19 protein-coding genes and 3 pseudogenes are annotated in these 21,989 nt (G+C 60.1%); 17 read left to right on the plus strand and 5 right to left on the minus strand.

What is annotated here, in order from left to right:
* The 11 genes from KBX18_RS03545 to KBX18_RS03595 all read left to right on the plus strand — a co-directional run bounded on the left by KBX18_RS03545 (position 1) and on the right by KBX18_RS03595 (position 11,078).
* Complete coding sequence (locus KBX18_RS03545) at positions 1-1,224, plus strand: MFS transporter (RefSeq protein ID WP_255994830.1); 1,224 nt, start codon at positions 1-3, stop codon at positions 1,222-1,224.
* A 10-nt stretch (positions 1,225-1,234) separates the two neighbouring features.
* Complete coding sequence (gene hisH / locus KBX18_RS03550) at positions 1,235-1,873, plus strand: imidazole glycerol phosphate synthase subunit HisH (protein WP_255994831.1); 639 nt, start codon at positions 1,235-1,237, stop codon at positions 1,871-1,873.
* Positions 1,874-1,937: 64 nt separating this feature from the next.
* On the plus strand, positions 1,938-2,681 hold the full coding sequence (gene priA / locus KBX18_RS03555) for a bifunctional 1-(5-phosphoribosyl)-5-((5-phosphoribosylamino)methylideneamino)imidazole-4-carboxamide isomerase/phosphoribosylanthranilate isomerase PriA (protein WP_005289640.1): 744 nt from the start codon (positions 1,938-1,940) through the stop codon (positions 2,679-2,681).
* Positions 2,668-3,459: an inositol monophosphatase gene (locus tag KBX18_RS03560; RefSeq protein ID WP_370687220.1), complete on the plus strand. Its 792-nt coding sequence runs from the start codon at positions 2,668-2,670 to the stop codon at positions 3,457-3,459. Before priA ends, KBX18_RS03560 begins: the two co-directional genes overlap by 14 nt.
* Before the next feature lie 31 nt (positions 3,460-3,490).
* Entirely contained in the window at positions 3,491-4,267 is a 777-nt protein-coding gene (gene hisF / locus KBX18_RS03565) for an imidazole glycerol phosphate synthase subunit HisF (protein ID WP_255994833.1), read from the plus strand.
* Positions 4,249-4,641: a phosphoribosyl-AMP cyclohydrolase gene (hisI, locus tag KBX18_RS03570; RefSeq protein WP_255994834.1), complete on the plus strand. Its 393-nt coding sequence runs from the start codon at positions 4,249-4,251 to the stop codon at positions 4,639-4,641. The genes hisF and hisI overlap by 19 nt, the downstream gene beginning before the upstream one ends.
* On the plus strand, positions 4,631-5,290 hold the full coding sequence (locus KBX18_RS03575; protein WP_255994835.1) for a TIGR02234 family membrane protein: 660 nt from the start codon (positions 4,631-4,633) through the stop codon (positions 5,288-5,290). The genes hisI and KBX18_RS03575 overlap by 11 nt, the downstream gene beginning before the upstream one ends.
* 20 nt (positions 5,291-5,310) lie before the next feature.
* Positions 5,311-6,138 carry an indole-3-glycerol-phosphate synthase gene (locus KBX18_RS03580; protein ID WP_255994836.1) on the plus strand — a complete coding sequence of 276 codons (828 nt, stop codon included), beginning with the start codon at positions 5,311-5,313 and terminating at the stop codon, positions 6,136-6,138.
* An 11-nt stretch (positions 6,139-6,149) separates the two neighbouring features.
* A complete protein-coding gene (gene lgt, locus KBX18_RS03585) occupies positions 6,150-7,073 on the plus strand; it encodes a prolipoprotein diacylglyceryl transferase (protein ID WP_255994837.1) in 924 nt (307 codons plus the stop codon).
* 117 nt (positions 7,074-7,190) lie between these two features.
* Complete coding sequence (pyk, locus tag KBX18_RS03590; protein ID WP_255994838.1) at positions 7,191-8,618, plus strand: pyruvate kinase; 1,428 nt, start codon at positions 7,191-7,193, stop codon at positions 8,616-8,618.
* Between the two features lie 27 nt (positions 8,619-8,645).
* A complete protein-coding gene (locus KBX18_RS03595; RefSeq protein ID WP_255994839.1) occupies positions 8,646-11,078 on the plus strand; it encodes an excinuclease ABC subunit UvrA in 2,433 nt (810 codons plus the stop codon).
* Between the two features lie 37 nt (positions 11,079-11,115).
* Here the strand turns inward: KBX18_RS03595 and KBX18_RS03600 are convergent, their stop codons facing one another.
* Genes KBX18_RS03600 through KBX18_RS03610 form a run of 3 tightly spaced genes read right to left on the minus strand, consistent with a single transcriptional unit; the run spans position 11,116 to position 15,342 of the window.
* Positions 11,116-11,844, minus strand: a complete 729-nt coding sequence (locus KBX18_RS03600) for an aminotransferase class IV (RefSeq protein ID WP_255994840.1) — start codon at positions 11,842-11,844, stop codon at positions 11,116-11,118.
* Positions 11,841-13,712 carry a chorismate-binding protein gene (locus tag KBX18_RS03605; protein WP_255994841.1) on the minus strand — a complete coding sequence of 624 codons (1,872 nt, stop codon included), beginning with the start codon at positions 13,710-13,712 and terminating at the stop codon, positions 11,841-11,843. Before KBX18_RS03605 ends, KBX18_RS03600 begins: the two co-directional genes overlap by 4 nt.
* A gap of 13 nt (positions 13,713-13,725) precedes the next feature.
* Positions 13,726-15,342, minus strand: a complete 1,617-nt coding sequence (locus tag KBX18_RS03610) for an AbgT family transporter (protein ID WP_255994851.1) — start codon at positions 15,340-15,342, stop codon at positions 13,726-13,728.
* 337 nt (positions 15,343-15,679) lie between these two features.
* Between KBX18_RS03610 and KBX18_RS03615 the strand changes: the two genes are divergently transcribed.
* On the plus strand, positions 15,680-15,952 hold the full coding sequence (locus tag KBX18_RS03615; RefSeq protein ID WP_255994842.1) for a hypothetical protein: 273 nt from the start codon (positions 15,680-15,682) through the stop codon (positions 15,950-15,952).
* A 334-nt stretch (positions 15,953-16,286) separates the two neighbouring features.
* Here KBX18_RS03615 and KBX18_RS03620 read toward each other — a convergent pair whose 3' ends face one another.
* Both KBX18_RS03620 and KBX18_RS03625 read right to left on the minus strand, forming a co-directional pair.
* Positions 16,287-17,372, minus strand: coding sequence for an IS3 family transposase (locus tag KBX18_RS03620; protein ID WP_255994852.1), 1,086 nt, complete (start codon positions 17,370-17,372; stop codon positions 16,287-16,289).
* Positions 17,321-17,515 (minus strand): annotated as a pseudogene (locus KBX18_RS03625) (IS3 family transposase); the annotation flags it as partial. The gene KBX18_RS03620 and the pseudogene KBX18_RS03625, both read right to left, overlap by 52 nt.
* A 554-nt stretch (positions 17,516-18,069) precedes the next feature.
* Here KBX18_RS03625 and KBX18_RS03630 point away from each other — a divergent pair.
* From KBX18_RS03630 to KBX18_RS03650, 5 genes and pseudogenes are all read left to right on the plus strand, one after another.
* On the plus strand, positions 18,070-18,372 hold the full coding sequence (locus tag KBX18_RS03630; protein ID WP_083770279.1) for a helix-turn-helix transcriptional regulator: 303 nt from the start codon (positions 18,070-18,072) through the stop codon (positions 18,370-18,372).
* Positions 18,365-19,534, plus strand: a complete 1,170-nt coding sequence (locus tag KBX18_RS03635) for an MFS transporter (RefSeq protein ID WP_255994843.1) — start codon at positions 18,365-18,367, stop codon at positions 19,532-19,534. Before KBX18_RS03630 ends, KBX18_RS03635 begins: the two co-directional genes overlap by 8 nt.
* Positions 19,535-19,927: 393 nt before the next feature.
* Positions 19,928-20,203: pseudogene (locus KBX18_RS03640) on the plus strand (IS256 family transposase); the annotation flags it as partial.
* Positions 20,204-20,316: 113 nt separating this feature from the next.
* Positions 20,317-21,387: pseudogene (gene hemA / locus KBX18_RS03645) on the plus strand (5-aminolevulinate synthase); the annotation flags it as partial.
* Positions 21,377-21,859, plus strand: a complete 483-nt coding sequence (locus tag KBX18_RS03650) for a GNAT family N-acetyltransferase (RefSeq protein ID WP_083770281.1) — start codon at positions 21,377-21,379, stop codon at positions 21,857-21,859. The pseudogene hemA and the gene KBX18_RS03650, both read left to right, overlap by 11 nt.
* Positions 21,860-21,989: the final 130 nt, after the last annotated feature.

Genomic DNA, 21,989 nt, shown 5'->3' on the forward strand with positions numbered 1-21,989 from the left:
GTGGCACCCGTGTCACCTGGAACGCCCGGACAGCCCACCTCTGTGTGGGCTGTCCGCGGGTTTGTGCCAGCGCTTGTCGCCGTAGCCGCGGCCTTCGGCTCGTGGGGCATGCTGCTCCCGGTCGTTCCAGTGGCCGTGCTGGACTCCGGCGGATCGTCGGCGCTGGCGGGCGCGTCAACAGGCGTATTCATGCTCGCAACGGTGATCACGCAGGTGTTCATGCCCCGGTTACTGCGGCGCTTCACCTACCGATCCGCGATCGCGGTGTCCGCCGTGTTGCTCGGTGTGCCGGCCCTACTGTTCGAACTGTCGATGGCGCCGGCAATGGTCCTGGCCGTTTCCGTTGTGCGCGGTGTCGGCTTCGGTGCCATGACGGTGTCCGAATCCGCGATCATTCCAGAGCTCGTGCCCCGGAAAATGCTGGGTAAGGCCACGGGAGTGTTCGGTGCCTCTGGCGGCTTAGCGCAGATGCTCACGCTGCCGCTCGGTCTTTTCATCGGGGAACGCGTTGGCTACCTGCCGGTGTGGATCATCGCACTGGTCATTGCCGGCGCGGGGTTGGTGTCGTGCTTCTTCATTCCTGCGGTCAAGGGTGCCCCGGCCGCCCCCGTGATGGAAGGCGCGGTCTCCGCACCAACGTGGAAACTACTGCTCATCCCGGCGATGGCTCTGGCGGTCGGATCATTAGCATTCAGTCTCATCGCCAACTTCCTGCCCGCTGCGGCACGCGACATGGGCATCGCATCCGGCACCGCACTGGGCGGCGTCTTGCTCGCCGTGGTGAACCTCGCCGTCATGCTGGCTCGCATCGGCGCCGGATCGGTGGCCGATCGCCGCGGTGAACCGGGAACCCTCATGATCCCCTTCCAGGTCTGTCTTGGCGCGAGCATGTTCCTTTTCGCCTGGTGCCTCGCCGCAGGGGCATCGGAGTGGTGGCTTGTCGTCGCGGCCCTGCTATTCGGTGCCGGATTCGGAGTGATTCAGAACGAATCCCTACTCACCATGTTCCATCGCCTGCCGCAGTCGAAGGTGAGCCATGCCTCCGCAGTGTGGAACATTTCCTTCGACGGTGGGCAAGGAATCGGGTCGTTCTTCTTCGGGCTGATCATCGCTGGCATCGGCGCGACAGGGTCCTTTGTTGTCGGCGGGATGATCGTCATCGCCGGGATCATGCTGTCTGTTGCCGATTGGGCTGTGGGCAGGCGGCGCTTGGCTGCGCGTTAGAATCACGCCCATGAGTCCAGTCGTTGCCCTCCTTGATTACGGTGCCGGAAACTTGCGGTCTGCGCAGCGCGCCCTCGAGCACGTAGGTGCAAATGTGGTGGTCACCCGTGAACCCATGGTCGCCGTCGAGGCGGATGGCCTGGTCGTGCCGGGGGTGGGGGCGTACGACGCGTGCATGAAGGGTTTACGCGAGGTTGCTGGGCCGCGGATCATCGGGAAACGCCTAGCGGGGGACCGGCCGGTGTTCGGCATCTGCGTGGGGTTGCAAGTCATGTTTGACCGCGGAGTTGAGCACGGGATTGAGACGGAAGGCTGCGGGGAGTGGCCAGGAGTCGTCGATAAGCTCTCTGCCCCCGTGTTGCCGCACATGGGCTGGAACACCGTTGATGTCGCAGATGGCTCCGACATGTTCGCGGGTCTGGGCCCGGAAACGCGGTTTTACTTCGTGCACTCCTATGGTGTGCGGACCTGGGAAATGCAGGAGGACGAGTTCATCGCGTATCCGAAGGTGTCGTGGTCCACGCACGGCGACTCCCGTTTTGTGGCAGCAGTGGAAAACGGGCCGTTGTGGGCGACTCAATTCCACCCGGAGAAGTCCGGTGACGCTGGGTTGCACCTGTTGGAGAACTGGGTCAAGACGATCGGGTAGAGGCGAGGATCGACAGCTCCGTGGATGTGCTCATATGAATCTCAGTCTCTACTAGGATGTGAATATGGATTTCACTGTGCTGCCCGCTGTTGACGTTGTAGACGGCCAGGCTGTGCGCCTGGATCAAGGTGAGGCGGGCACGGAGAAGAGTTATGGTGCCCCGCTCGAAGCTGCGCTGCAGTGGCAGGAGCAGGGGGCTCAGTGGCTGCACTTTGTGGATCTGGATGCGGCGTTCGGCCGTGGATCCAATCATGAGCTCATGGCGGAGATCACCCGTGAGCTATCGATCAACGTGGAGTTGACCGGCGGGATCCGCGACGACGCGACGTTGGAGCGAGCGCTTGCCACCGGGGCGAAACGCGTGAACATCGGCACCGCGGCGCTGGAGAACCCGGATTGGGCGGCTGATGCCATTGCCCGTTATGGCGAGGCGATCGCGATCGACATCGCGGTGCGTGAGGAGGGCGGCCAATGGCGCACGAAGGGCCGTGGCTGGACATCTGACGGCGGCGACCTGTGGGAGGTTCTCGAATTCTTTGATGCCGCCGGGTGTGCACGTTTTGTGGTGACCGACGTGAGCAAAGACGGCACGCTGACCGGGCCCAACGTTGATTTGCTTCGCGACGTCTCCGCCGCCACGGATGCCGCTGTGACCGCGTCAGGCGGAGTATCCACCTTGGATGACATTGCCGAGATTGTGCAGTACGCCGAAGAAGGCATCGACAGCGTCATCGTGGGCAAGGCGCTGTACGAAAACCGCTTCACGCTGCGCGAGGCACTGGAGTTGGTGAACCATGGGCATGGATGAGATTCACGAGTGCCTGCGGATTGCGGAGGACGCAGCGGATCAAGCCCGCCGGATGTTCACCGAGGGCCTCGGTGCCGCTCCCGCCTTGCACAAGGGTGGCGGCGACTATGCCACCGAAATCGACTTGCAGATCGAGAGCATGCTGCGTGAGCAGCTTGCCTACACCACGGGCATTTCTGTCCTTGGTGAAGAAGAGGGCGGAGTGTTGCGCTCCGACGCGTCATGGGTCGTCGACCCGATCGACGGCACCGCGAACTTCGCCTCCGGAAACCCGAACTGTGCAGTGCTCATCTCCCTGGTTGTGGACAAGCAACCGGTGCTGTCCGTGACCGACATCCCGCTTCTGGATATGCGCCTCACTGCCCGGGAAGGGTCCCATGTGTGGCTCAACGACCGCCAGCTGCCGCGGTTGACGGACACCCCCATCGTGAGCAACCAAGTCGGTGTCGGAGCTGTCGGTTCCGACGACACAAACCGGATCCCGCCGGATAGCCGCCTGCGGTTGATCAAGGAGCTCGAGCGGACAAACATGCGCCCCCGTATTAGCGGCTCGGTCGGTATCGACCTCGCGTTCGTCGCTCAAGGCATCTACGAGGCAGCGGTGAGTTTCTCTCCGCACCCATGGGACAACGCCGCCGGCGTGCTGCTCACCCGCTGCGCAGGGGCAGTGGTCACCGACATCGACGGGGAGCCGTGGACGCTGGACTCCATCGGTGTGATCGCCGGGTCACCTGGGGCGCACGATAGGGTGCTCAGTACCATTAAGTCGATCCAGTAACCCCGACAACCCCCATGAAGGAGTGTCTGCAGTGACGGTGGCAACCCGTGTCATTCCGTGCCTGGACGTGGACAACGGCCGCGTGGTCAAAGGCGTCAACTTCGAGAATCTCCGCGACGCGGGTGATCCGGTTGAACTGGCGAAGCTGTACGGGCAGCAGGGGGCTGACGAGTTGACGTTCCTCGACGTGACCGCCTCGAAGGAAGGCCGCGGCACGATGCTGGAGGTTGTCCGCCGCACCGCGGAGCAGGTCTTCATCCCCCTGACGGTCGGCGGTGGGGTGCGCACAGCTGACGACGTCCGCGAGCTGCTGCGGGCGGGTGCTGACAAAGTCTCCGTCAACACGGCGGCTATCGCCCGGCCGGAACTTCTCGGTGAGTTATCGCGCCAGTTCGGCGCACAGAGCATCGTGCTGTCCGTCGATGCCCGCCGCGTTCCCGAAGGAGGCCAACCCCAACCCAGCGGTTTCGAGGTGACCACCCACGGCGGCACCCGCTCCGCCGGTATTGACGCGATCGAGTGGGCCCAGACCGGAGAAAAGCTCGGCGTCGGCGAAATCTTGCTCAACTCCATGGACGGTGATGGCACGAAGGCCGGATTCGACATCGAGCTCACCCAGCGGGTGCGCGAAGCTGTGTCCATCCCGATCATCGCCTCCGGCGGCGCCGGGGCAGCCGAGCACTTCCCGCCGGCCGTTCATGCTGGTGCGGACGCAGTGTTGGCGGCGTCTATCTTCCATTTCGGTGAAGTCTCCATCCCCGAGGTGAAGCAGGCGTTGGCAGATGCCGGATGCGAGGTGCGTCTGTGATTCCGGAAAAGCCAGAGGCTGCAGTGTTGGATCCGCTCATCCGTGACCGCGTCCGCTTCAATGCCGACGGACTCGTCCCCGCGATCGTGCAGGCGTCGGGGACCGGCGAGGTGCTCATGATGGCGTGGATGGATGCGCCTGCGCTGGCCTACACCTTGGCCACTCGGCAGGGAACGTATTATTCGCGCTCCCGCGGTGAGTACTGGATCAAGGGTCTGACCAGCGGCCATACCCAGCATGTGGACGAGGTACGGCTCGACTGCGACGGGGACACCGTGCTCCTTTCAGTCCAGCAAGTCGGTGGCGCGTGCCACACAGGTGACCGTACGTGCTTCGAGGCGGACCTACTGCTGGGAGCGGACGATGAACGCTAGGCGCATAGGTCCGCTGCTCATGGGGCTGGGGGCGATAGTCCTCTGGCTCGCATCGCGGCTGACATGGATGACCGTCTCGTACGCTGATGACCGCACAGGTGATGGCCAGATAGGGGTTGCCGGCGGCGAGTGGTCGACGGAAGTCACAGCCGTTGTTCTCCTCTTGCTCGCCGCGACCGTGGCAGGGCTTGCGCTGACGAAGATCGGCCGTCGCATTGTCGGTGCCGTCGGGGCTGCCGCTGCGGCGCTGGTGACGGTGCCGCCGCTGACAGTGCTTGTCGCATCGCCGGATCCTGAACGCATCAAGGCTCTGCTCACCTACGGCGGGGAAGAGGGCGCAATCGGTTCCACGACGGGCCAGGCGGCCCTGCCGGAGTGGGCGCAGATCGTGGAGGTGACCACGCATGTCGCCGGCCCGCTGGTCGGATTGCTAGGCGCCCTGGCTGCGGCTGCAGGCGGAATTGCCTTGGCATTACGGCCCGGCGAGGACACTGCCAGCAAGAATAAGTACGAAAAGGCATCACAGCGCCGAGAGAAGATCGAGCAGGATCTGCAGGATGAACCCGAGTCGGGCCGCGTGCTGTGGGACGCTATCGACGCGGACATCGATCCGACTGATCAGGACGCTCAATTTCGCCGGGGCACGTAGACCCGATACTCTTTTGAAGTATGACCGTGGTGCAAGGTGAACGGAAGGTCAATCCCGTTGTGGCTGGTGTCCTAGCCGATGTCGCCGCCCGCGAAGCCAACATCCCCTTCAAAGAGATCAAGGCGCGCTCCCGTTCCCTGACCGACACCCGCGATGTGATGGGGGCACTCAAGGGACCGGGGTGCGGCGTGATCGTGGAGATCAAACGCACCTCACCCGTGCACGGCCCCACCGGTGCGAGTGACCTCCGGCAGCTCGCGGCCGACATTGAAGCCGGGGGAGCGGCACTGATCGCCTGCCAGACCGAGCGGTTGCGTTTCGACGGTTCTCTCCACGACATGCAGGAGGCACGCCGGGCCACCGGACTGCCGATGGTCTGCCGAGACGTCATCGTCGACCCCTACCAAATCCACGAAGCCCGCTGCTTCGGCGCCGACATGGTGCCGCTGCAAGTCGGGCTTTTAGAACAAGCGCGCCTGGAAAGCCTGCTCGACCGCGTCGAGTCCCTGAACATGGTCGCCATGGCAGAGGTGCGCACGCCGGAAGAAGCGGACCGCGCGCTGAAGGCGGGAGCCACGGTGATCGGGGTCAACTCATGGACGTTCGACACGAACGAGGTCAACCGTGAAGCGTTCAGCGAGATCGAGCCCGGATTGCCGGAAAGCGTCTTCCGCATCAGTCTCGGCGGCGTACGCAACGCCCGCGACCTCATGTCCGCAGCCTCCATTGGGGCTGACGCTGTCATTGCCGGTGAGGCCGTCATGTCGAGCGACGACATCACCGCAGCCACCCGCACGCTGGTGGCCGCCGGCCAGCACCCGGCCTGCCCGTCGCGCCGCGGCAGCTAAGCTAGCTATCTGTGAGTACCCACATCCTTGCCAACATCCCTTCGCCGCCGCAGGGCGTCTGGTACCTCGGGCCGATCCCGATCCGCGCCTACGCGCTGTGCATCATTACCGGCATCATCGTCGCCATGGCGCTGACCTTGCGCCGCTATGAAGCCCGCGGCGGCAACCCGGACATGGTCTGGGACGCTGCAATTGTGGCTATCCCGACGGGCATCATCGGCGGCCGTGCCTACCACGTGATCACGCAGTACGACGATTACTTCGGCCCCGGCAAGGATCCGCTGCAAGTTTTCAATTTCTCTGCCGGCGGGCTAGGCATTATGGGAGCGGTGGCTCTGGGAACGCTCGCGGTATGGGGTTTGTTCAAATACCGCGGTGTGCCGCTGGCACCGTTCGCGGACTCAGTCGGTCCGACGATCATCCTGGCTCAAGCGATCGGCCGACTAGGCAACTACTTCAACCAAGAGCTCTACGGCCGCCCGACTGACGTCCCTTGGGCGCTGGACATTTACTACCGCGTCGACGAGGCCGGCAACTTCGCTCCGCTGACAGGCCGGTCAACGGGCGAAGTCATCGCGAGTGTGCACCCCACGTTCCTCTACGAGATGATCTGGAACATCGCCGCCTTCTGCTTCCTGCTGTGGGCGGAGAAGCGCTTCAACTTGGGCCGCGGCCGCGTTTTCGTCCTGTACGTCGCCTCCTACACGCTCGGCCGCGTACTCATGGAGTTCATGCGCGCCGATGAAGCGCACCTGATCTTCGGCATCCGCATCAACATGTTCATCTCCGCGGTCATCTTCATCGCGGCCGTCATCGTGTTCATCCGGATGCGCTCCGGGCGTGAGACTCCCGAAGAAGTTGATCCTGGGTATCAGGCGGAAAAAGAGACTGCGGAGGCCGACGTCGATAAGCGGAAATCACCTGAAAAGCGTTGAGTGCGCACACTGCGAACACCGCTCGGCGAAAGACGCTGTGTTTCGGTAGCGTGGGGCGCGTATCCAATCTCTCGCGAGAAAACCCACGAGATGAACCACGAGACGAAGTAGGAAATTGTGGATAGACGCACCAAGATCGTTTGCACTCTCGGACCAGCTGTAGCCAGCAAGGACGCCATTCTCGGACTCGTGAGCGACGGCATGGACGTTGCCCGGTTGAACTTCTCCCACGGCGACTACCCCGACCACGAGCAGAACTACCGCTGGGTGCGTGAGGCCACCGATGAGACCGGCCACGCAGTGGGTATTCTCGCCGACCTGCAGGGGCCGAAGATCCGTCTCGGCCGCTTTGAAGGTGACGGCAAGACCTACTGGGAGACCGGTGAAGAGGTCCGCATCACTGTCGACGACATTGAAGGCACGCACGATCGTGTGTCGACGACCTACAAGAACCTCGCTGAAGATGCGCAGCCCGGCGACCGCTTGCTTGTCGACGACGGCAAGGTCGCCCTCGTCTGCAAAGAGGTCGACGGAAATGATGTCGTCTGCGAAGTCGTTGAGGGCGGCCCGGTGTCCAACAACAAGGGTGTCTCCCTGCCGGGGATGAACATCTCCGTCCCGGCTCTGTCGGAGAAAGACAAGGCAGACCTGCGTTTCGCGCTGAACCTCGGGGTGGACTTCATCGCACTGTCGTTTGTGCGCTCACCGTCTGATGTCGACCTGGTTCACGAGATCATGGACGAGGTCGGCCGCCGCGTTCCGGTGATTGCAAAGCTGGAAAAACCGGAAGCTGTGGACTCGCTGGAGTCCATCATTCTCGCCTTCGACGCCATCATGGTTGCCCGTGGTGACCTCGGTGTGGAGATCGCCCTTGAGCAGGTGCCGCTGGTGCAGAAGCGCGCGATCCAGATTGCCCGCGAGAACGCCAAGCCGGTCATCGTGGCTACTCAGATGCTCGACTCGATGATTGACAATTCCCGCCCAACACGCGCGGAGGCTTCCGACGTTGCCAACGCCGTGCTCGACGGCACCGACGCCGTGATGCTCTCGGGCGAAACGTCGGTCGGTGCGGACCCGCACAATGTTGTGCGCACCATGGACCGCATCGTCCGCGTCGCCGAATCCATGGGGTCCGTGCCGCCGCTGAACCACATTCCGCGCACCAAGCGTGGCGTGATTTCCTATTCCGCACGCGACATCGCTGAGCGCCTCAACTCGCGCGCGCTGGTCGCGTTCACCAGCTCGGGTGAGACCGCTCGTCGTCTGGCCCGCCTGCACTCCTACCTGCCGCTGCTGGTGTTCACCCCGCACCAGGCGGTCCGCTCCCAACTCGCCTTGACGTGGGGCGCGGAGACGTTCCTGTGCCCGCAGGTGGACAACACCGACGAGATGATGCGGACCGTCGACGAGATTCTGCTGTCCGTCGACGCGTATGACGAAGGCGATGTCATGGTCGTTGTGGCCGGCACCCCGCCGGGCGTGGCTGGCACGACCAACATGATTCACGTCCACCAGCTTGGTGAGGACACACAGCGTCCGCAGTAGCCGCCGGCTCTGGTTACCCTGGTGGGTATGTCTGAGTCTGCTGAGCTAGCCGCCGGAATCGAAGTCAGGGACGCCCACCTGCACAATCTGCGGAATGTCGATGTGGACATTCCGCGGGGCACGCTCGTCGCGGTGACGGGTGTGTCCGGTTCGGGCAAATCCTCCCTCGCGTTCGGCACGATCCACGGCGAGGGGCAACGGCGCTACCTTGAATCGGTGGCGCCGTTCGCACGCCGTCTCATCGGTTCAGCTGTGGATCCGCAGGTCAGTGAGATCAATGGCTTGCCGCCGACGGTCGCGCTCCAGCAGTCCACATCGGGTGGCGGTGCGCGGTCCACAGTGGGCACGGTTTCTGCACTGTCGAACAGTATTCGCTTGCTCTACTCGCGTGCGGGCGATAACCCGAAGGGCCTGTACTCCGATTCGTTCTCCCCGAACACTCCTGAGGGCATGTGTCCGACGTGCCAGGGAACTGGTGTCGTCCACGAGCCCACGGAGCAGTCCATGGTGCCGGACCCGACGCTGTCCATCGAGGACGGTGCCATCCAGGCGTGGCCCGGCGCATGGGCGGGGAAGAACTTCCATGACATCCTGCAGACCCTTGGCTACGACCTCGATTCTCCGTGGCAAGAGCTGCCGCAAGAGGGCCGGGACTGGATCCTCTTCACTGAGGAACGCCCGGTTGTGACGGTGAAGCCACTGCGCGGCGAGGACCAGATCCAGCGCAACTACAAGGGCACGTGGCGTTCTGTGGCCAGCTACTTGACCAATACTCTCGCCGAGACCCAGTCAGACACGCTGCGCAAACGCGTCTTGTCTTACATGGAGTCGCGCACCTGTGAGACGTGCCATGGGCGTCGCCTTAACCCTGAGGCGCTGAAAGTCACCTACGCGGGCATGCCTATCGACGAGCTCGGCGCCCTGCCCCTCGACCGAGTCCACGAGGTGCTGGCCGAGCAGACCCCGGAAGACAATTCCGCCGAGGATCTTCTGCTCAAGCAGATCCTACCCGCGCTGCAGTCCGCGCTCGACCTTGGGCTCGCTCACCTGAGTCTCGATCGCCCCGCGCCGACGCTGTCTGGCGGCGAACTACAGCGCATCCGTCTCGCCGCGCAGTTGCGCTCGGGATTGTTCGGCGTGGCGTACGTGCTCGACGAGCCGTCTGCGGGTTTGCACCCGGCAGAGCGCGACGCAGTATTGGCCATGTGCCGCCGTTTCATTGCCGCCGGCAATTCCGTCCTGCTCGTGGAGCACGACATGGAGCTCGTTGCCCAGACCGATTGGCTGGTCGACGTCGGCCTGCTCGCCGGCGAGCAGGGCGGAAAAGTGGTCTACTCCGGCCCCACGAGCGACTACAACGCGGACACTCCTACAGCTCACGCACTGAACAATCGTGCGCTGACGTTGAACGACGCACTGCGTGAGGCCACGGGAACGCTCACCCTTGAAGGAGTGCGCGCCCGGTCCATTGACGGTGTTGCCGTGGATTTCGGGCTCGGACAGTTCACTGCCGTGGCCGGCGTGTCTGGTTCTGGCAAATCCACCCTTGTCAGCACTGTTCTTGCCGGCGTGTTGTGTGAAGCAGCCGCTGCAGTGACGGATCAGGATGATGAAGACGCATCGCAGGAGCCGGCGGAGTGGAGCGTGGAGAAGCGCAGCGGCTTCGATGCAGTCAGCCGTATCGTGCAGATTACGCAGAAACCGATCGGCCGCACGCCGCGCTCGACACTGGCCACATATACCGGGCTTTTCGACGGCGTACGCAAACTCTTCGCCTCCACCGACGAAGCGAAGAAGCGGGGCTGGACGGTCTCGCGGTTTTCCTACAACGTCAAGCAGGGGCAGTGCCCAACCTGCGGCGGCGCCGGGAAAATCGAGGTGGAGCTGGTGTTCCTCCCCGGCTCATACACCACGTGCCCGGACTGCGAGGGTGCCCGCTACAACGACGAGACCCTCGAGGTGACGTGGCAGGGGCGCACGATCGCGGATGTCCTGGAACTCACCGTGGATGACGCTGCCGGGGTATTCGCCGACGAACCAACGATCTTAAGGGCCGTTGAAACCCTGCAGGCAGTGGGACTGGGGTATCTCCGCCTAGGGCAGGGAGCACCGGAACTCTCTGGTGGTGAGGCACAGCGCATTAAGCTCGCCACCGAGCTGCAGCGCTCCCGTAATTCCCGGCGCGGCCACACCGTGTACCTCCTCGACGAACCGACGACAGGCCTGCACCCGGCGGATGTGGAGCTGCTGGTCAAGGAACTCAATGGGCTCGTTGATGCGGGACAAACCGTCATCGTGGTTGAGCACGATCTGTCGGTCATTGCGCAGGCAGATCGGGTCATCGAGATGGGCCCGGGCGCGGGTGCCGACGGCGGACGCGTGATTGCCGAGGGCACCCCGGCTGAGTTAGCCGAGTTCGATACCGCGACGGGAAAGGTGTTGGCTTCCCGTTCGGCTTAGCTCAGAGTCACCGCGGTTGAGACCCGGCTAGGAGCTGTTAGGCGAATTTTGCAAAGTTGCCCCACCACCACGCTTGCCATTCGACAGTGCGCGGGTGCGCCGGTGGTTTCGTCGTGCCTGGGCCGTGGATCTCGGTGACGGGACTGATGCCGTGCAGTGAGTTAGCGAACCATAGCGGCATATTGTCGTCAGGGTAGAGGGGGCGGCTGGTCACGCTCAGTCCGATTGCTCGCGCGCGGTCGACGATCTGCGCTGAAGTGACACTGGGCAGCCAGGTGCCGGACGGCAGCACGAGAGTGTCGCCGTCCCAGGCGAGCAGCGCACCGGTCGTGGTTTCGAGCATGTCACCGTCGGCACCGACAATCACAGTGTCGTCTGTACCGGGTAGCTGGTGCTCTTCCCGGTACTGCGCTAGCGCGTCTAAATCCGGCCCTTTGAGCAATGGCTGCGTTCGAGGGTCGGGTGCAGTCGCCGCGTAGGTGAGCATCGTCGTCGTGCGTGGCGCGGGGGCGGGGCGCACATCGAGAAACAACCGGGAGCCGCGGCGAGCGATCCGCGGAAAGAGGTCGCCAGCTGAGATGAGCGGCAGCATCGCTTGGACGAATCCGTCCGGGACGCCCCCGAAACGCTCTAGGTGATGCGTGAGACCGTTCGCGCGGCCGTCGCGGTGACGCCACGAATCAGCGCGGTCGAACGGGCCAGCCACACGAGAGGACGCAGGGGAGCAGGGAGCGAAGGTACCATTGATCCATTCGTAGGACTTCATGTGAAAGCCCCCAGAACCGCGTCGGCTTTGAGCTGCTTCTCTGCGACCTCTGCGCCTGGATCGGAAGCCAGCACGATCGCGCCACCTGCGCCGACGCTCATACGGTCCCCGTCTCTGACTGCGGTGCGGATCACCACGGAAAGGTCCGCCTGCCCGTCGAACCCGAAATAGCCCAACGCACCGGAGTACACCCCGCGCGGGCCAGTTTCCAGCCGGTCGATGATCTCGCAGGTGCGCACCTTCGGCGCGCCCGTCATGGATCCCGGCGGGAACGTCGCCCGCAACAGATCAATGAGAGCCGCATCGGGGTTCAGCTCGCCCGTGATCGTGGAGACCAACTGCTGCACGGTGGCGTAACGCTCGACGGCCATGAGGCTGGGCACACGCACAGAGCCGGGGCGGCACACGCGCGCTAAGTCATTGCGCATGAGGTCGACGATCATGAGGTTTTCGGCGTGGGTTTTGTCGTCGTGAAGCAACGCGGGATCCTGATCCGCCGCAATGGTGCCCTTGATTGGTTTCGCTTCCACGCGATGATCGCGGACTGTGAGGAACCGCTCCGGGGATGCACTCATGATCTCCACACCAGAGAAGACGAGGTGCGCGGCGTACGGCGCCGGGTTGTGTGCGCGAAGAGCGGGATAGAGCTCGCCGGAGGCATGCGCCTCATACGCGTCGGTCAGGCACACTTCGTAACTCTGGCCAGCATGCAGCGCGTCCTGCGCTAACCCGATGCGCTCGCGGTAATCGAGGGTGCGCCATGAGCCGTTGCTTATCGACGTTCCCTCGTCCCTCTCATCCACCCCGCCCAGCAGTGCTTCAAGCTGGTCGAGGAGTTCTTCTGCGTCCCCGAGGCCGCACAGGTGCGCGGTGTGCTCCCAGTGGTCGTACACGATGAAGGACTGCGGCCGCACGAAGTAGGCGTCGGGGACAGGGGAGGTGTGCCGGCCGAGATCCGCGCTGGGCAGCGTGAGCTGAGCGCACTCGTACCCGAGGTAACCGACCCACCCGCCGGTGAACGGGAGGTCGACGGGGGACTGGATACCCGCGGCCAGTTCTTGCTCAAGGACGTCCAAGATGTCGGGATCGTCGCCGAGGCGGTAGGAGACCGACCGGCTCAGAGGACCGGCGGTGTCGCCCAGGATCGAATACCGTCCGCGGTCGGTGTCCGCCGAATCGAGCCAAAACGCGTCGTTCCCGCGGGCACGGAGAGCAGCGAAGACGCGCTGGCAATCGAGATCGATGTCGACTGCACGGTGGGTGAGCCTCCAGCTGCCGAGGCGAAGGAAATTTTCCATGATGGTGCGTCCGTGCTCTGTCAGGATCGACTCAGGGTGGAACTGCACACCCCAGTGCGGGCGGCCGACCACTTCGAGAGCTTGAATGACGCCATCCTCGCTGCGGGCATGCACCGTGATCGTCGACTCGCTCTCCTCGTGGCCATGAATCGGGGTTTCAATGTGCAGCGAGTGGTAACGCACCGCCTTGAAGTCCTGCGGGACTCCAGCGAAGATTCCCTCGCCGCTGTGGCTAATCGTGCTCACGAACCCGTGCCGGGGTTCCGGCGCGCGGGTGACCGTCGCGCCCGCGAGGTGAGCGAGCCCTTGGTGCCCCAGGCACACACCGAGAAGGGGAGTTTCCGATGCGGCTTCGATGATTGCGCGGGAGGCCGCGAAGTCATCGTCGTTGGTTGGGGTGCCCGGTCCGGGAGAGATGATCACGTGGGTGAAACGGCCGGAGGAGACATCGTCGATAAGCGACAATGCGTCAGCCGCAGGGACGACCGCCGGCTCCTCGCCCGAGACTTCCGCGATGAGATGGGCGAGGTTGAACGTGTAGGAGTCGTAGTTGTCTACAAGCAGAATCATGTCGGGCGGTGATTTACCCGCCGTACGTCATCGGCGTACCCGGGCCGAGCGGAATACCGGCGAAGTACCACAGCAGGAAGAACAAGAACCAGCCGATGATCATCGACAATGAGTACGGCAGCGACAGGGAGATCAGCGTGCCCACACCGGCCTTCTTGTAGTACTGCTGCAGGTACGTCAGCGCGAGCGCGAAGTACGGCGACATGGGGGTGAGAATGTTCGTCGGGGAATCGCCCATGCGGTAGAGCATCTGGGTGACCTCCGGGGAGATGCCGACGTACATCATCATCGGCACCACGATCGGCGCCATGAGTGCCCACTGTGCGGAACCGGACGTGATGAACAGGTTGATCACCGCGACCATGATGACGAAGCAGGCGAACAGCACGACTGTCGGCAGATCCCACCGCTGCAAGAGCTCCGAACCGGTAATCGCCGTCCACGCGCCCAAGTTCGACCACTGGAACCACGCCAGGAACTGGGCCACGACGAAGAACAGCACCATCATCGGCAGCATGCTCTTCAGGCCTTTCGCCATGAAATCCGGGACATCGGAAGCCTGCGTGATGGTCTTAGCCACAAGGCCGTAGACCAGACCCGTGAGGAAGAAGATCAAGGTGATGGGCACGGCCACCTGGCGGATCAGCGGGGACTCCATGAAGCCCTCGTCCGGGCGCGCGAACGGGGAGCCCGGAATGAAGAGCAACAGGAAGTAGATCACCATGAACACAACCAGGGTGATGCCTGCCCAGATCAGCCCCTTGACCTCGTGCGGTGCGAGCTCCAGGTCCTCATCCGTGACCGGTCCGGACGACTCAGAGTCGTCCTCAGCCTCTTCGTTTTCAGCACTGTCAGATTCTTCCGCGAGCTCGTCCGGGTCCTTGCTGGCGTCGTCGAAGGAGAGCTCGCTCTCATCGATCTCGTCGTGGTCGACCAGATCGCGAGCTTTCTTATCCACGTACAGCTCGGTGACAGCGGTGATGATGAGCGACAGGACAATCGCCGACGGAATGACGAAGAAGATGTTCGCCAGCGGGGAGACCTCATACGCATCATCGACCAGGTTGGCCGCAGAGGTGGAAATACCGGCCAGCAGCAAGTCCGTGATGTTCAGGATCAACGAGGAGTTGAAGCCCGCAGACGAGGCCGCAAATGCCACCATCGCACCCACGACCGGGGATCGGTTCTTCGCGTGGAAGGCCATGGCGCCCAGCGGGATGATGATGACGTAGATCGCGTCGGAGGCCACAGAGCCAGTCACACCGGCAAGCGCCACCATGAAGGTGAGCATCTTCGGGCTGACGCGAGCAACCATCGCCCGGATCGCAGCCGAAAGCATGCCCGTCTGTTCGGCGACAGCGACACCGAGCATGACCACGAGGATCACACCCAGCGGCGGGAAGGAGACGAAGTTCTCCACCGCGTCGGTGACCATCATCGACAGCCCCTCCGATGTCAGGAGGTTCTTGACATAAACAGTCTCACCGGAGGCCGGATCCACAGCGGACATGCCCACCATTGAGCCGATCCAGGAGGACACAGCAACGATGCCGGCAATGATGACGAACAGCCAGAACGGGTGGGGGAGCTTGTTGCCGACAGTCTCAATGAAACCGAGGAAGCCGCCCATCGACGAACCGTCGGAGGACACCTTCTTACCGCCCTTTTTGCTTTTTGCTTTCGACGACTCGTCCCCAGCCACCTTCGGCTTCTGGGAGGTCGCGTTCACTGAGGTAGAACCAGCCATGGTCTGCCTTTCCGGGTCACGTTCCTAAACAGGGGTCCGTACGCGCGCAAAAACGCGACTGTGAAGCAGGCTACACTCCACAACCGCGCTTGCGTGAAACTTTGGATTCACCGGACTGAGCATGTAATCAATCATCGACGCACAACGATCTTGAAAGGGAAACCATCCAGTCGACGTTCAAAAGGAGAAGCATGTTCCGCAAACGTATCGCTACCTCGCCGTGGCAGCCACGGTCTCGTTCGGTGCCACAGCCGTGGACACGCCGGTTGCTTCCGCAGAGCCGTTGCCATCCTTGCCAGCCGTACTGGGGTCCGCCGAGTCGCTCTACAAGGAGGCGGTCATCGCGGTTATCAAGATGCTCATGTTCCCGCTCGGGCTGTCGAGCCTTGTTCTCGCGCAGTTCGCGCCGCGGGAGCTAGTGTGCGACGGTCTCGTCCCGCGGTTCTGCACTGAGGAAGAGTTGGAGCACCGAAGGACGGCGCCCCGCGTATAGCTGTTGTTGATCGGGGTCGGCTCGATCGTCCATACCTCGTTCGCGTAGTCGCCGGGTCACGTTCCTACACGGCGGTCAATATGCGCGCAAAAACGCGACTGTGAAGCAGGCTACAGTTCATTTGTCAAACGTCGAAGGATCCTTCACTCGTTGCGCTATTAGGGGGATGCCACCTCTTGGATACCAAACGCACGGCGCCATGACGGACAGTGATTGCATTCCAGCTTGATCCCCATAGCGGGCTCTACGATCGGAATAAAGTTTTAAGTGGGTAGTTGTCTTGTAGCTTCAACCTTTCCGGACGTGCCCTGAAGCGTCCTGGTTTTCGTTCCGCTTATTGAACGCCCAACGGGTGGGCGTGTGATTGTTGATAGTAGGTGTCTTCCATCTCTTGTGGGGTGATGTATCCCAATGACTCGTGCAGGCGGTGGTTGTTCCACCAGTGCACCCAGCGAAGGGTCGCGATCTCGACTTCCCCAACCGACGCCCACGGCCGGTGGGGATAGATCAGCTCGGTCTTGTAGAGACCGTTGACCGTTTCCGCCAACGCGTTGTCGTAGGAATCGCCGACGGTGCCAACGGACGGATCGATCCCAGCTTGAGCAAGCGCCTCACTGTAACGAATGGACACGTACTGCGAGCCGCGATCGCTGTGGTGGACAAGTCCTTCAGCACGGAGATCTCCTGCGTGATACAGGGCGTGCTCAAACGCCTCAAGAGGCAGCTCATCGGTGCGCATGCTCGCCCTGGTGGCAACCCCGACAATCTTGCGGGAGTACGCATCGGTGATGAACGCGGTGTACGCAAACCCCGACAGGGTACGCACGTAGGTGATGTCAGCGACCCACAGCCGGTGCGGCGCTGACGCGGTGAAGTCACGATTGACCAGATCAGGACGACAATCCGGGACATCAGCCCGAAGCGTTGTGATCGGAGTGCGGCCCCTTCTGCGGCCTTGGATGCCGGCGAGTTTCATCAACCGGGCGGTCTGATCACGACCGATGTCCCAGCCGGCGCGCTGCATGGCCTTCCACATCTTGCGTACCCCGTAGACGCTGAAGTTGTCCTCGAAGACTTTCACCAATTCGGGGATAAGCAGCGCGTCTGACAAGCTCCTGGCCGACGGGGCTCGTGTTTTCGCTGCTCGGTAGCCGCGAGAGGTGATAAACCCACATTCTGTCTGCCTTAACGTGCGACAGATGGCCTCGACCCCGAAGCGATCGCGATACGTGTCGATGTATTCGATCATCTTCTGGTGGGACGGTCGAGTTCCGCTGCGAAAAAAGCTGACGCGGTCTTTAAGATCTCGTTTGACCTGCGCAGCTCTTTGTTCTCCTGCCGCAGACGCTTCAGTTCGTCGTCGACCGACTCGCCAGTGCTCCGCTGAACGTCGGGGGACGCTTTGACAGGTTTCAACCAGTTGTTGAGCGTGTGCGCCGAGACGCCGAGCTTCTCGCCGATCTCCTCCGCCGCCGCCCACTTCGAGCACCCCTCAAGCTCAACGAGCTCCTCGGCTAACCGCACCGCCTTGTCCTTGAACTCGTCACTGAACTTCCTAGGCATGATCCAATCCTCCTCTAGAAACGATCGGAACTAAACCCAGGACACTTCACCCCTAGGCGTGATCCGTTTAGGTTAGGCCGGAAACGAGAAAAGGGCCTCAGGGCGGAAAGTGGGTAATTACGGTTATCTACCGTGAAAAATTCGCACCGTAGTGACTTACATCCTGTTAACCACTAGAAAACTTGGAATATCCGCCTCTGTCAATTCATCAGCATGCAGGTTCTCCTGCCTAACCTGTCCATCTCAACGAGATCTGATCAGAAGCTGCGAGGGGATATTGAAGGTTGGCACCTACCAAAGTGGATGATTGTCGAGGAACCCAGAGTCTGGATCGCAATCTACTGATTTCCCGGACATCTAAAAGAGCTTAACTGTCTTTAGAGGGCCAAAAATTCGGTCGATTTCCGCAGGTAGAACGCGATTGCTCACTGTGAAGACGGGATCCGTTTACCTAACGCGTAGTTACGGAAGCCGGCCTGCGGCGCGAGTAATTGTTCAACTATTGTTGCACGATTGTCGTTTGGCGAGTACCTTGCGCACAGGGAGGATATGGCATGAATTCAAGACAGTACACACACCCCACTTTGGAAGAAATATCGCTCGAACAGATATTTTCTGCCCTATCTGATCCTGTCCGGTTGCAAATTCTAAAAACTCTTTCTGATGGGTCCGAAAGAGACAGCATTACTCTCGCAGAAGATCTGCCCAGGTCTACCCTCAGCTACCACACACGGAAGCTGAGGGAGTGTGGTCTTACCTGGACGCGTAGTCAAGGTAGATCCTGCCTAATCTCACTTCGAAAAGAAGTCAATGAGAAGTTTCCAGGATTATTGGAAGGAATAATTCGAAATGCTTAAAAAGCTGTGGCCCTACCTATTGGGAAGCGTGGCCTTAGGGTTAGACGCATACGTCATTGCAGGCTTATTGTCCAACATCGCGAAAGACTTGGACGCATCCGAGTCCATCATCGGTTTGGGAGTAACTGCTTTCACCGCAGCATACGCCTTATCGGGACCGATCCTCTCAGGAAAAGCTGGAGTACATGCCCGCAAGAGCTTAGTAATTGGCATTATTGTATTTTCGCTGGCAAACCTCGCCACTGCACTCTCCCCTAACGCTGTGACCTTCATTTTATCGCGCGTAATAGCAGGCTCTGCAGCGGGCGTCTATTCTCCACTATCGTCCGCAGTTGCGGCCCACAGCGTACCTGAAGAGAAAAGCGGCAAAGCCCTCTCTCTTGTTCTAGCAGGCCTCGCTCTAGGTACTGTTCTCGGTGTCCCCACCGGCTTAATCATTGCAACTAATTTCGGGTGGCGGTTAACTATCGCGATGATTACTGCAATAGGAGTAATTGCACTCCTAGGGGTGGCCCTCAATAAAAAGCAAACGGTTCCGACTATTCCTGCATCTTCCTTCAAGGAGCGGGCAAAGGTCATGGCAAAAAAGACTAATATATTCACTATATTAGTGACGTTATTTGTGGGCACCGCTTCCCTAGGTCTCTACACCTACATATCGACGGTGCTAGCGCATACCCCTCTAGACAATCATCAGATTGTGGGAATCTGGGTATGGGGAATTGGCGGCGCTATCGGCGCTTTTGGGGTAGGGCATCTACTTGATGGGTTTAGAAAGCCAAGAACACTCACTTTGAGCATTATCTGCGCAATGGCCCTATCTTTCATTGCTATACTGTTCGGTGCAACGAACATGATCGTGGTTGTCACAGCCATCTTTGCTTGGGGTCTACTGGGGTGGTCTTCGCTGGCCCCTCAACAAAAAACTCTCCTTGAGACGAATCCTTCAGATGGGGCTACCGCTGTAGCGGCAAATTCATCAGCCAACTATTTGGGTTCAGCCCTTGGTTCCGCACTTGGAGCTTTAGTAGTTCCTAATTTCGACTTTCTACTTTGGGGCGCGCTCGCGTTCGTTCTCTTGGGGGGGATTATGCATGGTTTCGCAGTTAGGGAAGAAAAGCGAGCGTCCTATGTGCAACCACATAATTCGGCTACAGTTTAATTCTATTTAACTTATAAGTCAGTTGAATTTTAAACCAGAGCCTTACTCTTTCGTTGAAAAGTTCTTCTTTTTAACGGAGAGAGAATGCTATCGCTGAAAGATCTACAGTTTCAGGCTGAGGGAAAAATCCAAACCCTCAAAGAAGAGGGCACCTACCGCAATTTCTCTGTTATTAACCGTCAAGCAGGGAGCTTTCCAGTCGCTAAGCTCAGAAAACCGAACAACGAACTTGGGTTAAACGACAAAAAGTGTGTCCGGAATCGCCGGTTTCCGGGGCTTAACCACGAGGTTTCAGGAAAATATATGCTTCTGGGGCATATATCTGGCTTCCTGACGGCAAATCCACGGAGGGGCTAGCGCTGTGTGCTATGTACGCCGTGGTGTGGTGGCGCAATGCCAAAGAACCAACCACGCTGCTACTGCGGCGGCGAGATGAAACGCAACGGCACCACCAGCAAAGGCACCACCAGATGGCGGTGCAAACAATGCGGCGCATCCAGCGTGAAGCACCGCGGCGACATCACCAATGCAGCGGTGTTTACCGCCTTCATTGATCATCTCACCACCGGCACCAGTCTCGATGCTGTTGCCCACCGCGTGGGATGTTCGCCCCGTACGCTGCAACGCCGGTTCGAACCGTTCTGGCTCATTGATGTGCCCGACCCCACGGTATCGACACCAACTACAACCACTCAATCGGCATCCAAAAAGGCCACATCTAACCCCCACGACACGCCGGAGTCAGACACACATTTTGTCGTTTAACCCACGAACTTCAAGATGTTGTTGTGTGGTGTAGTAATGACTATTTGGGAATGGGGCAACACCCTAAAGTTTTAGAAGCTGCAGGTAAAGCGATTCTCAAATACGGCGCTGGAGCCGGTGGGTCTAGAAATATCGGCGGGACCAATGACGAGGTGCAACTCCTTGAGGAAGAAATTGCATCTTGGTTGGGCCGAGAGCGGTCTCTAGTGTTTCCAACCGGTTACGGTTCCAACGACGCTAGCATCGAATCGTTGATTACGATCTTCCCGAATCTGCAAATATTCAGCGACGAATTGAACCATGCTTCAATTATTGCTGGGGTTAGGAGGAGCAAAGGTGTACGGCACATTTTCCGGCACAATGATGCGAAGCATTTAGAAAGTCTGCTTGATTCGGCTGACCCACACGCTCCAAAGCTGGTGATATTGGAGTCTGTCTACTCCATGGACGGTGATATCGCTCCTTTGGCAGACATAGTTCATGTCGCTAAGTCGTATGAAAGTTTAGTTTTCCTCGACGAAGCCCATGCCATTGGAATGTATGGCCCAGAAGGGAGAGGGATCGCGGCCTCCCTCGGGTTGTCCGAGGAGATCGATATCATCCAAGGAACTCTAGCCAAAGCTATCGGCGTTATCGGCGGTTTCGTAGCAGGCGCAGACTGGTTAATAGACGCAATCCGCTGTTTTGCTCCAGGCTTCATCTTCACCACCGCCATGCCTCCTTCCATATGCGCAGCCGCAAGAACCAGCATCTCGATTATTCGACAACAAGAATCATCGCGGAGGGAGTTGGCGGATAAGACGGAGCGATTGCGTGAAATTTTCATCCACAATGGAATTGAAGTAATGCCTCAGTCAGAAACGCATGTACTGCCAATACTCATTGGAAGTGCACACCGGTGTACTGAATCGGCGCGAATACTGCTGGAGGACTACGGAATCTACGTTCAACCGATCAATGCGCCCACTGTTCCTGTCGGTACGAGCAGATTCCGGATTAATGTGACGCCGACTCACACTGAGCAACAAATGGAGTATCTTGCTTCATCCTTAGCAAAGGTAATGGAGAGGGTTCCCAATGAACAGTAAGACTGCTTTTCGCATTCGAGAATGCGTCCGTGAAGATCTAGATCAGCTAGTTGACCTACGTAAACAATTATTTCTCACGGATCCGTCGGCTTCATGGGCGATTGGCTCGGACGACTGGATTTATTACTACCGCTCTTTTATTGAGGAGCAGATTTCCTGTAGTTCACGAGGGATTACTTTCGTAGCCGAATCAACTGATAAGATTGTTGCAACACTAACAATAATCGTTGATAGTCACCTGCCCTCTCCTTCTTCGACCGAAGGAAAAGTTGGATGGATACAAGGAGTGTTCGTGGCTCCTGACGCTCGAGGGCATGGATTGGCAAAGAACCTTACGCTTCGAGCCTTGAAGTGGCTAGAAGAGCACAATATTCCTACTGTAACCCTAGCTTCCACCAAAGCTGCGGAAAGAACCTACCAATCCTGCGGTTTCATCTTAGACGGGGAAGCCCATTATCTGAGGGGGGTATAGATCTTGGGTAGGTTTGTTTTTATAGGGGCGGGATACGAAGAGGGTGTCAGGATGTTTGTGTGTGAGGCTCTGATTGAGAGGGAGTTTCACCGATAATGACTACTGTGTCACCAAAGAAAGGCCACGACCC

The organism is Corynebacterium sp. CCUG 69979 (assembly GCF_024454095.1).
GTDB lineage: Bacteria > Actinomycetota > Actinomycetes > Mycobacteriales > Mycobacteriaceae > Corynebacterium > Corynebacterium genitalium.

Coding starts and splice junctions, on each gene's coding strand:
- hisH (WP_255994831.1), top strand. CDS start 1,235: ATGAGTCCAGTCGTTGCCCTCCTTGATTACGGTGCCGGAAACTTGCGG.
- priA (WP_005289640.1), top strand. CDS start 1,938: ATGGATTTCACTGTGCTGCCCGCTGTTGACGTTGTAGACGGCCAGGCT.
- KBX18_RS03560 (WP_370687220.1), top strand. CDS start 2,668: ATGGGCATGGATGAGATTCACGAGTGCCTGCGGATTGCGGAGGACGCA.
- hisI (WP_255994834.1), top strand. CDS start 4,249: ATGCGAGGTGCGTCTGTGATTCCGGAAAAGCCAGAGGCTGCAGTGTTG.
- KBX18_RS03575 (WP_255994835.1), top strand. CDS start 4,631: ATGAACGCTAGGCGCATAGGTCCGCTGCTCATGGGGCTGGGGGCGATA.
- KBX18_RS03580 (WP_255994836.1), top strand. CDS start 5,311: ATGACCGTGGTGCAAGGTGAACGGAAGGTCAATCCCGTTGTGGCTGGT.
- KBX18_RS03595 (WP_255994839.1), top strand. CDS start 8,646: ATGTCTGAGTCTGCTGAGCTAGCCGCCGGAATCGAAGTCAGGGACGCC.
- KBX18_RS03600 (WP_255994840.1), bottom strand. CDS start 11,844: ATGAAGTCCTACGAATGGATCAATGGTACCTTCGCTCCCTGCTCCCCT.
- KBX18_RS03605 (WP_255994841.1), bottom strand. CDS start 13,712: ATGATTCTGCTTGTAGACAACTACGACTCCTACACGTTCAACCTCGCC.
- KBX18_RS03610 (WP_255994851.1), bottom strand. CDS start 15,342: ATGGGCGGCTTCCTCGGTTTCATTGAGACTGTCGGCAACAAGCTCCCC.
- KBX18_RS03630 (WP_083770279.1), top strand. CDS start 18,070: ATGAATTCAAGACAGTACACACACCCCACTTTGGAAGAAATATCGCTC.
- KBX18_RS03635 (WP_255994843.1), top strand. CDS start 18,365: ATGCTTAAAAAGCTGTGGCCCTACCTATTGGGAAGCGTGGCCTTAGGG.
- KBX18_RS03650 (WP_083770281.1), top strand. CDS start 21,377: ATGAACAGTAAGACTGCTTTTCGCATTCGAGAATGCGTCCGTGAAGAT.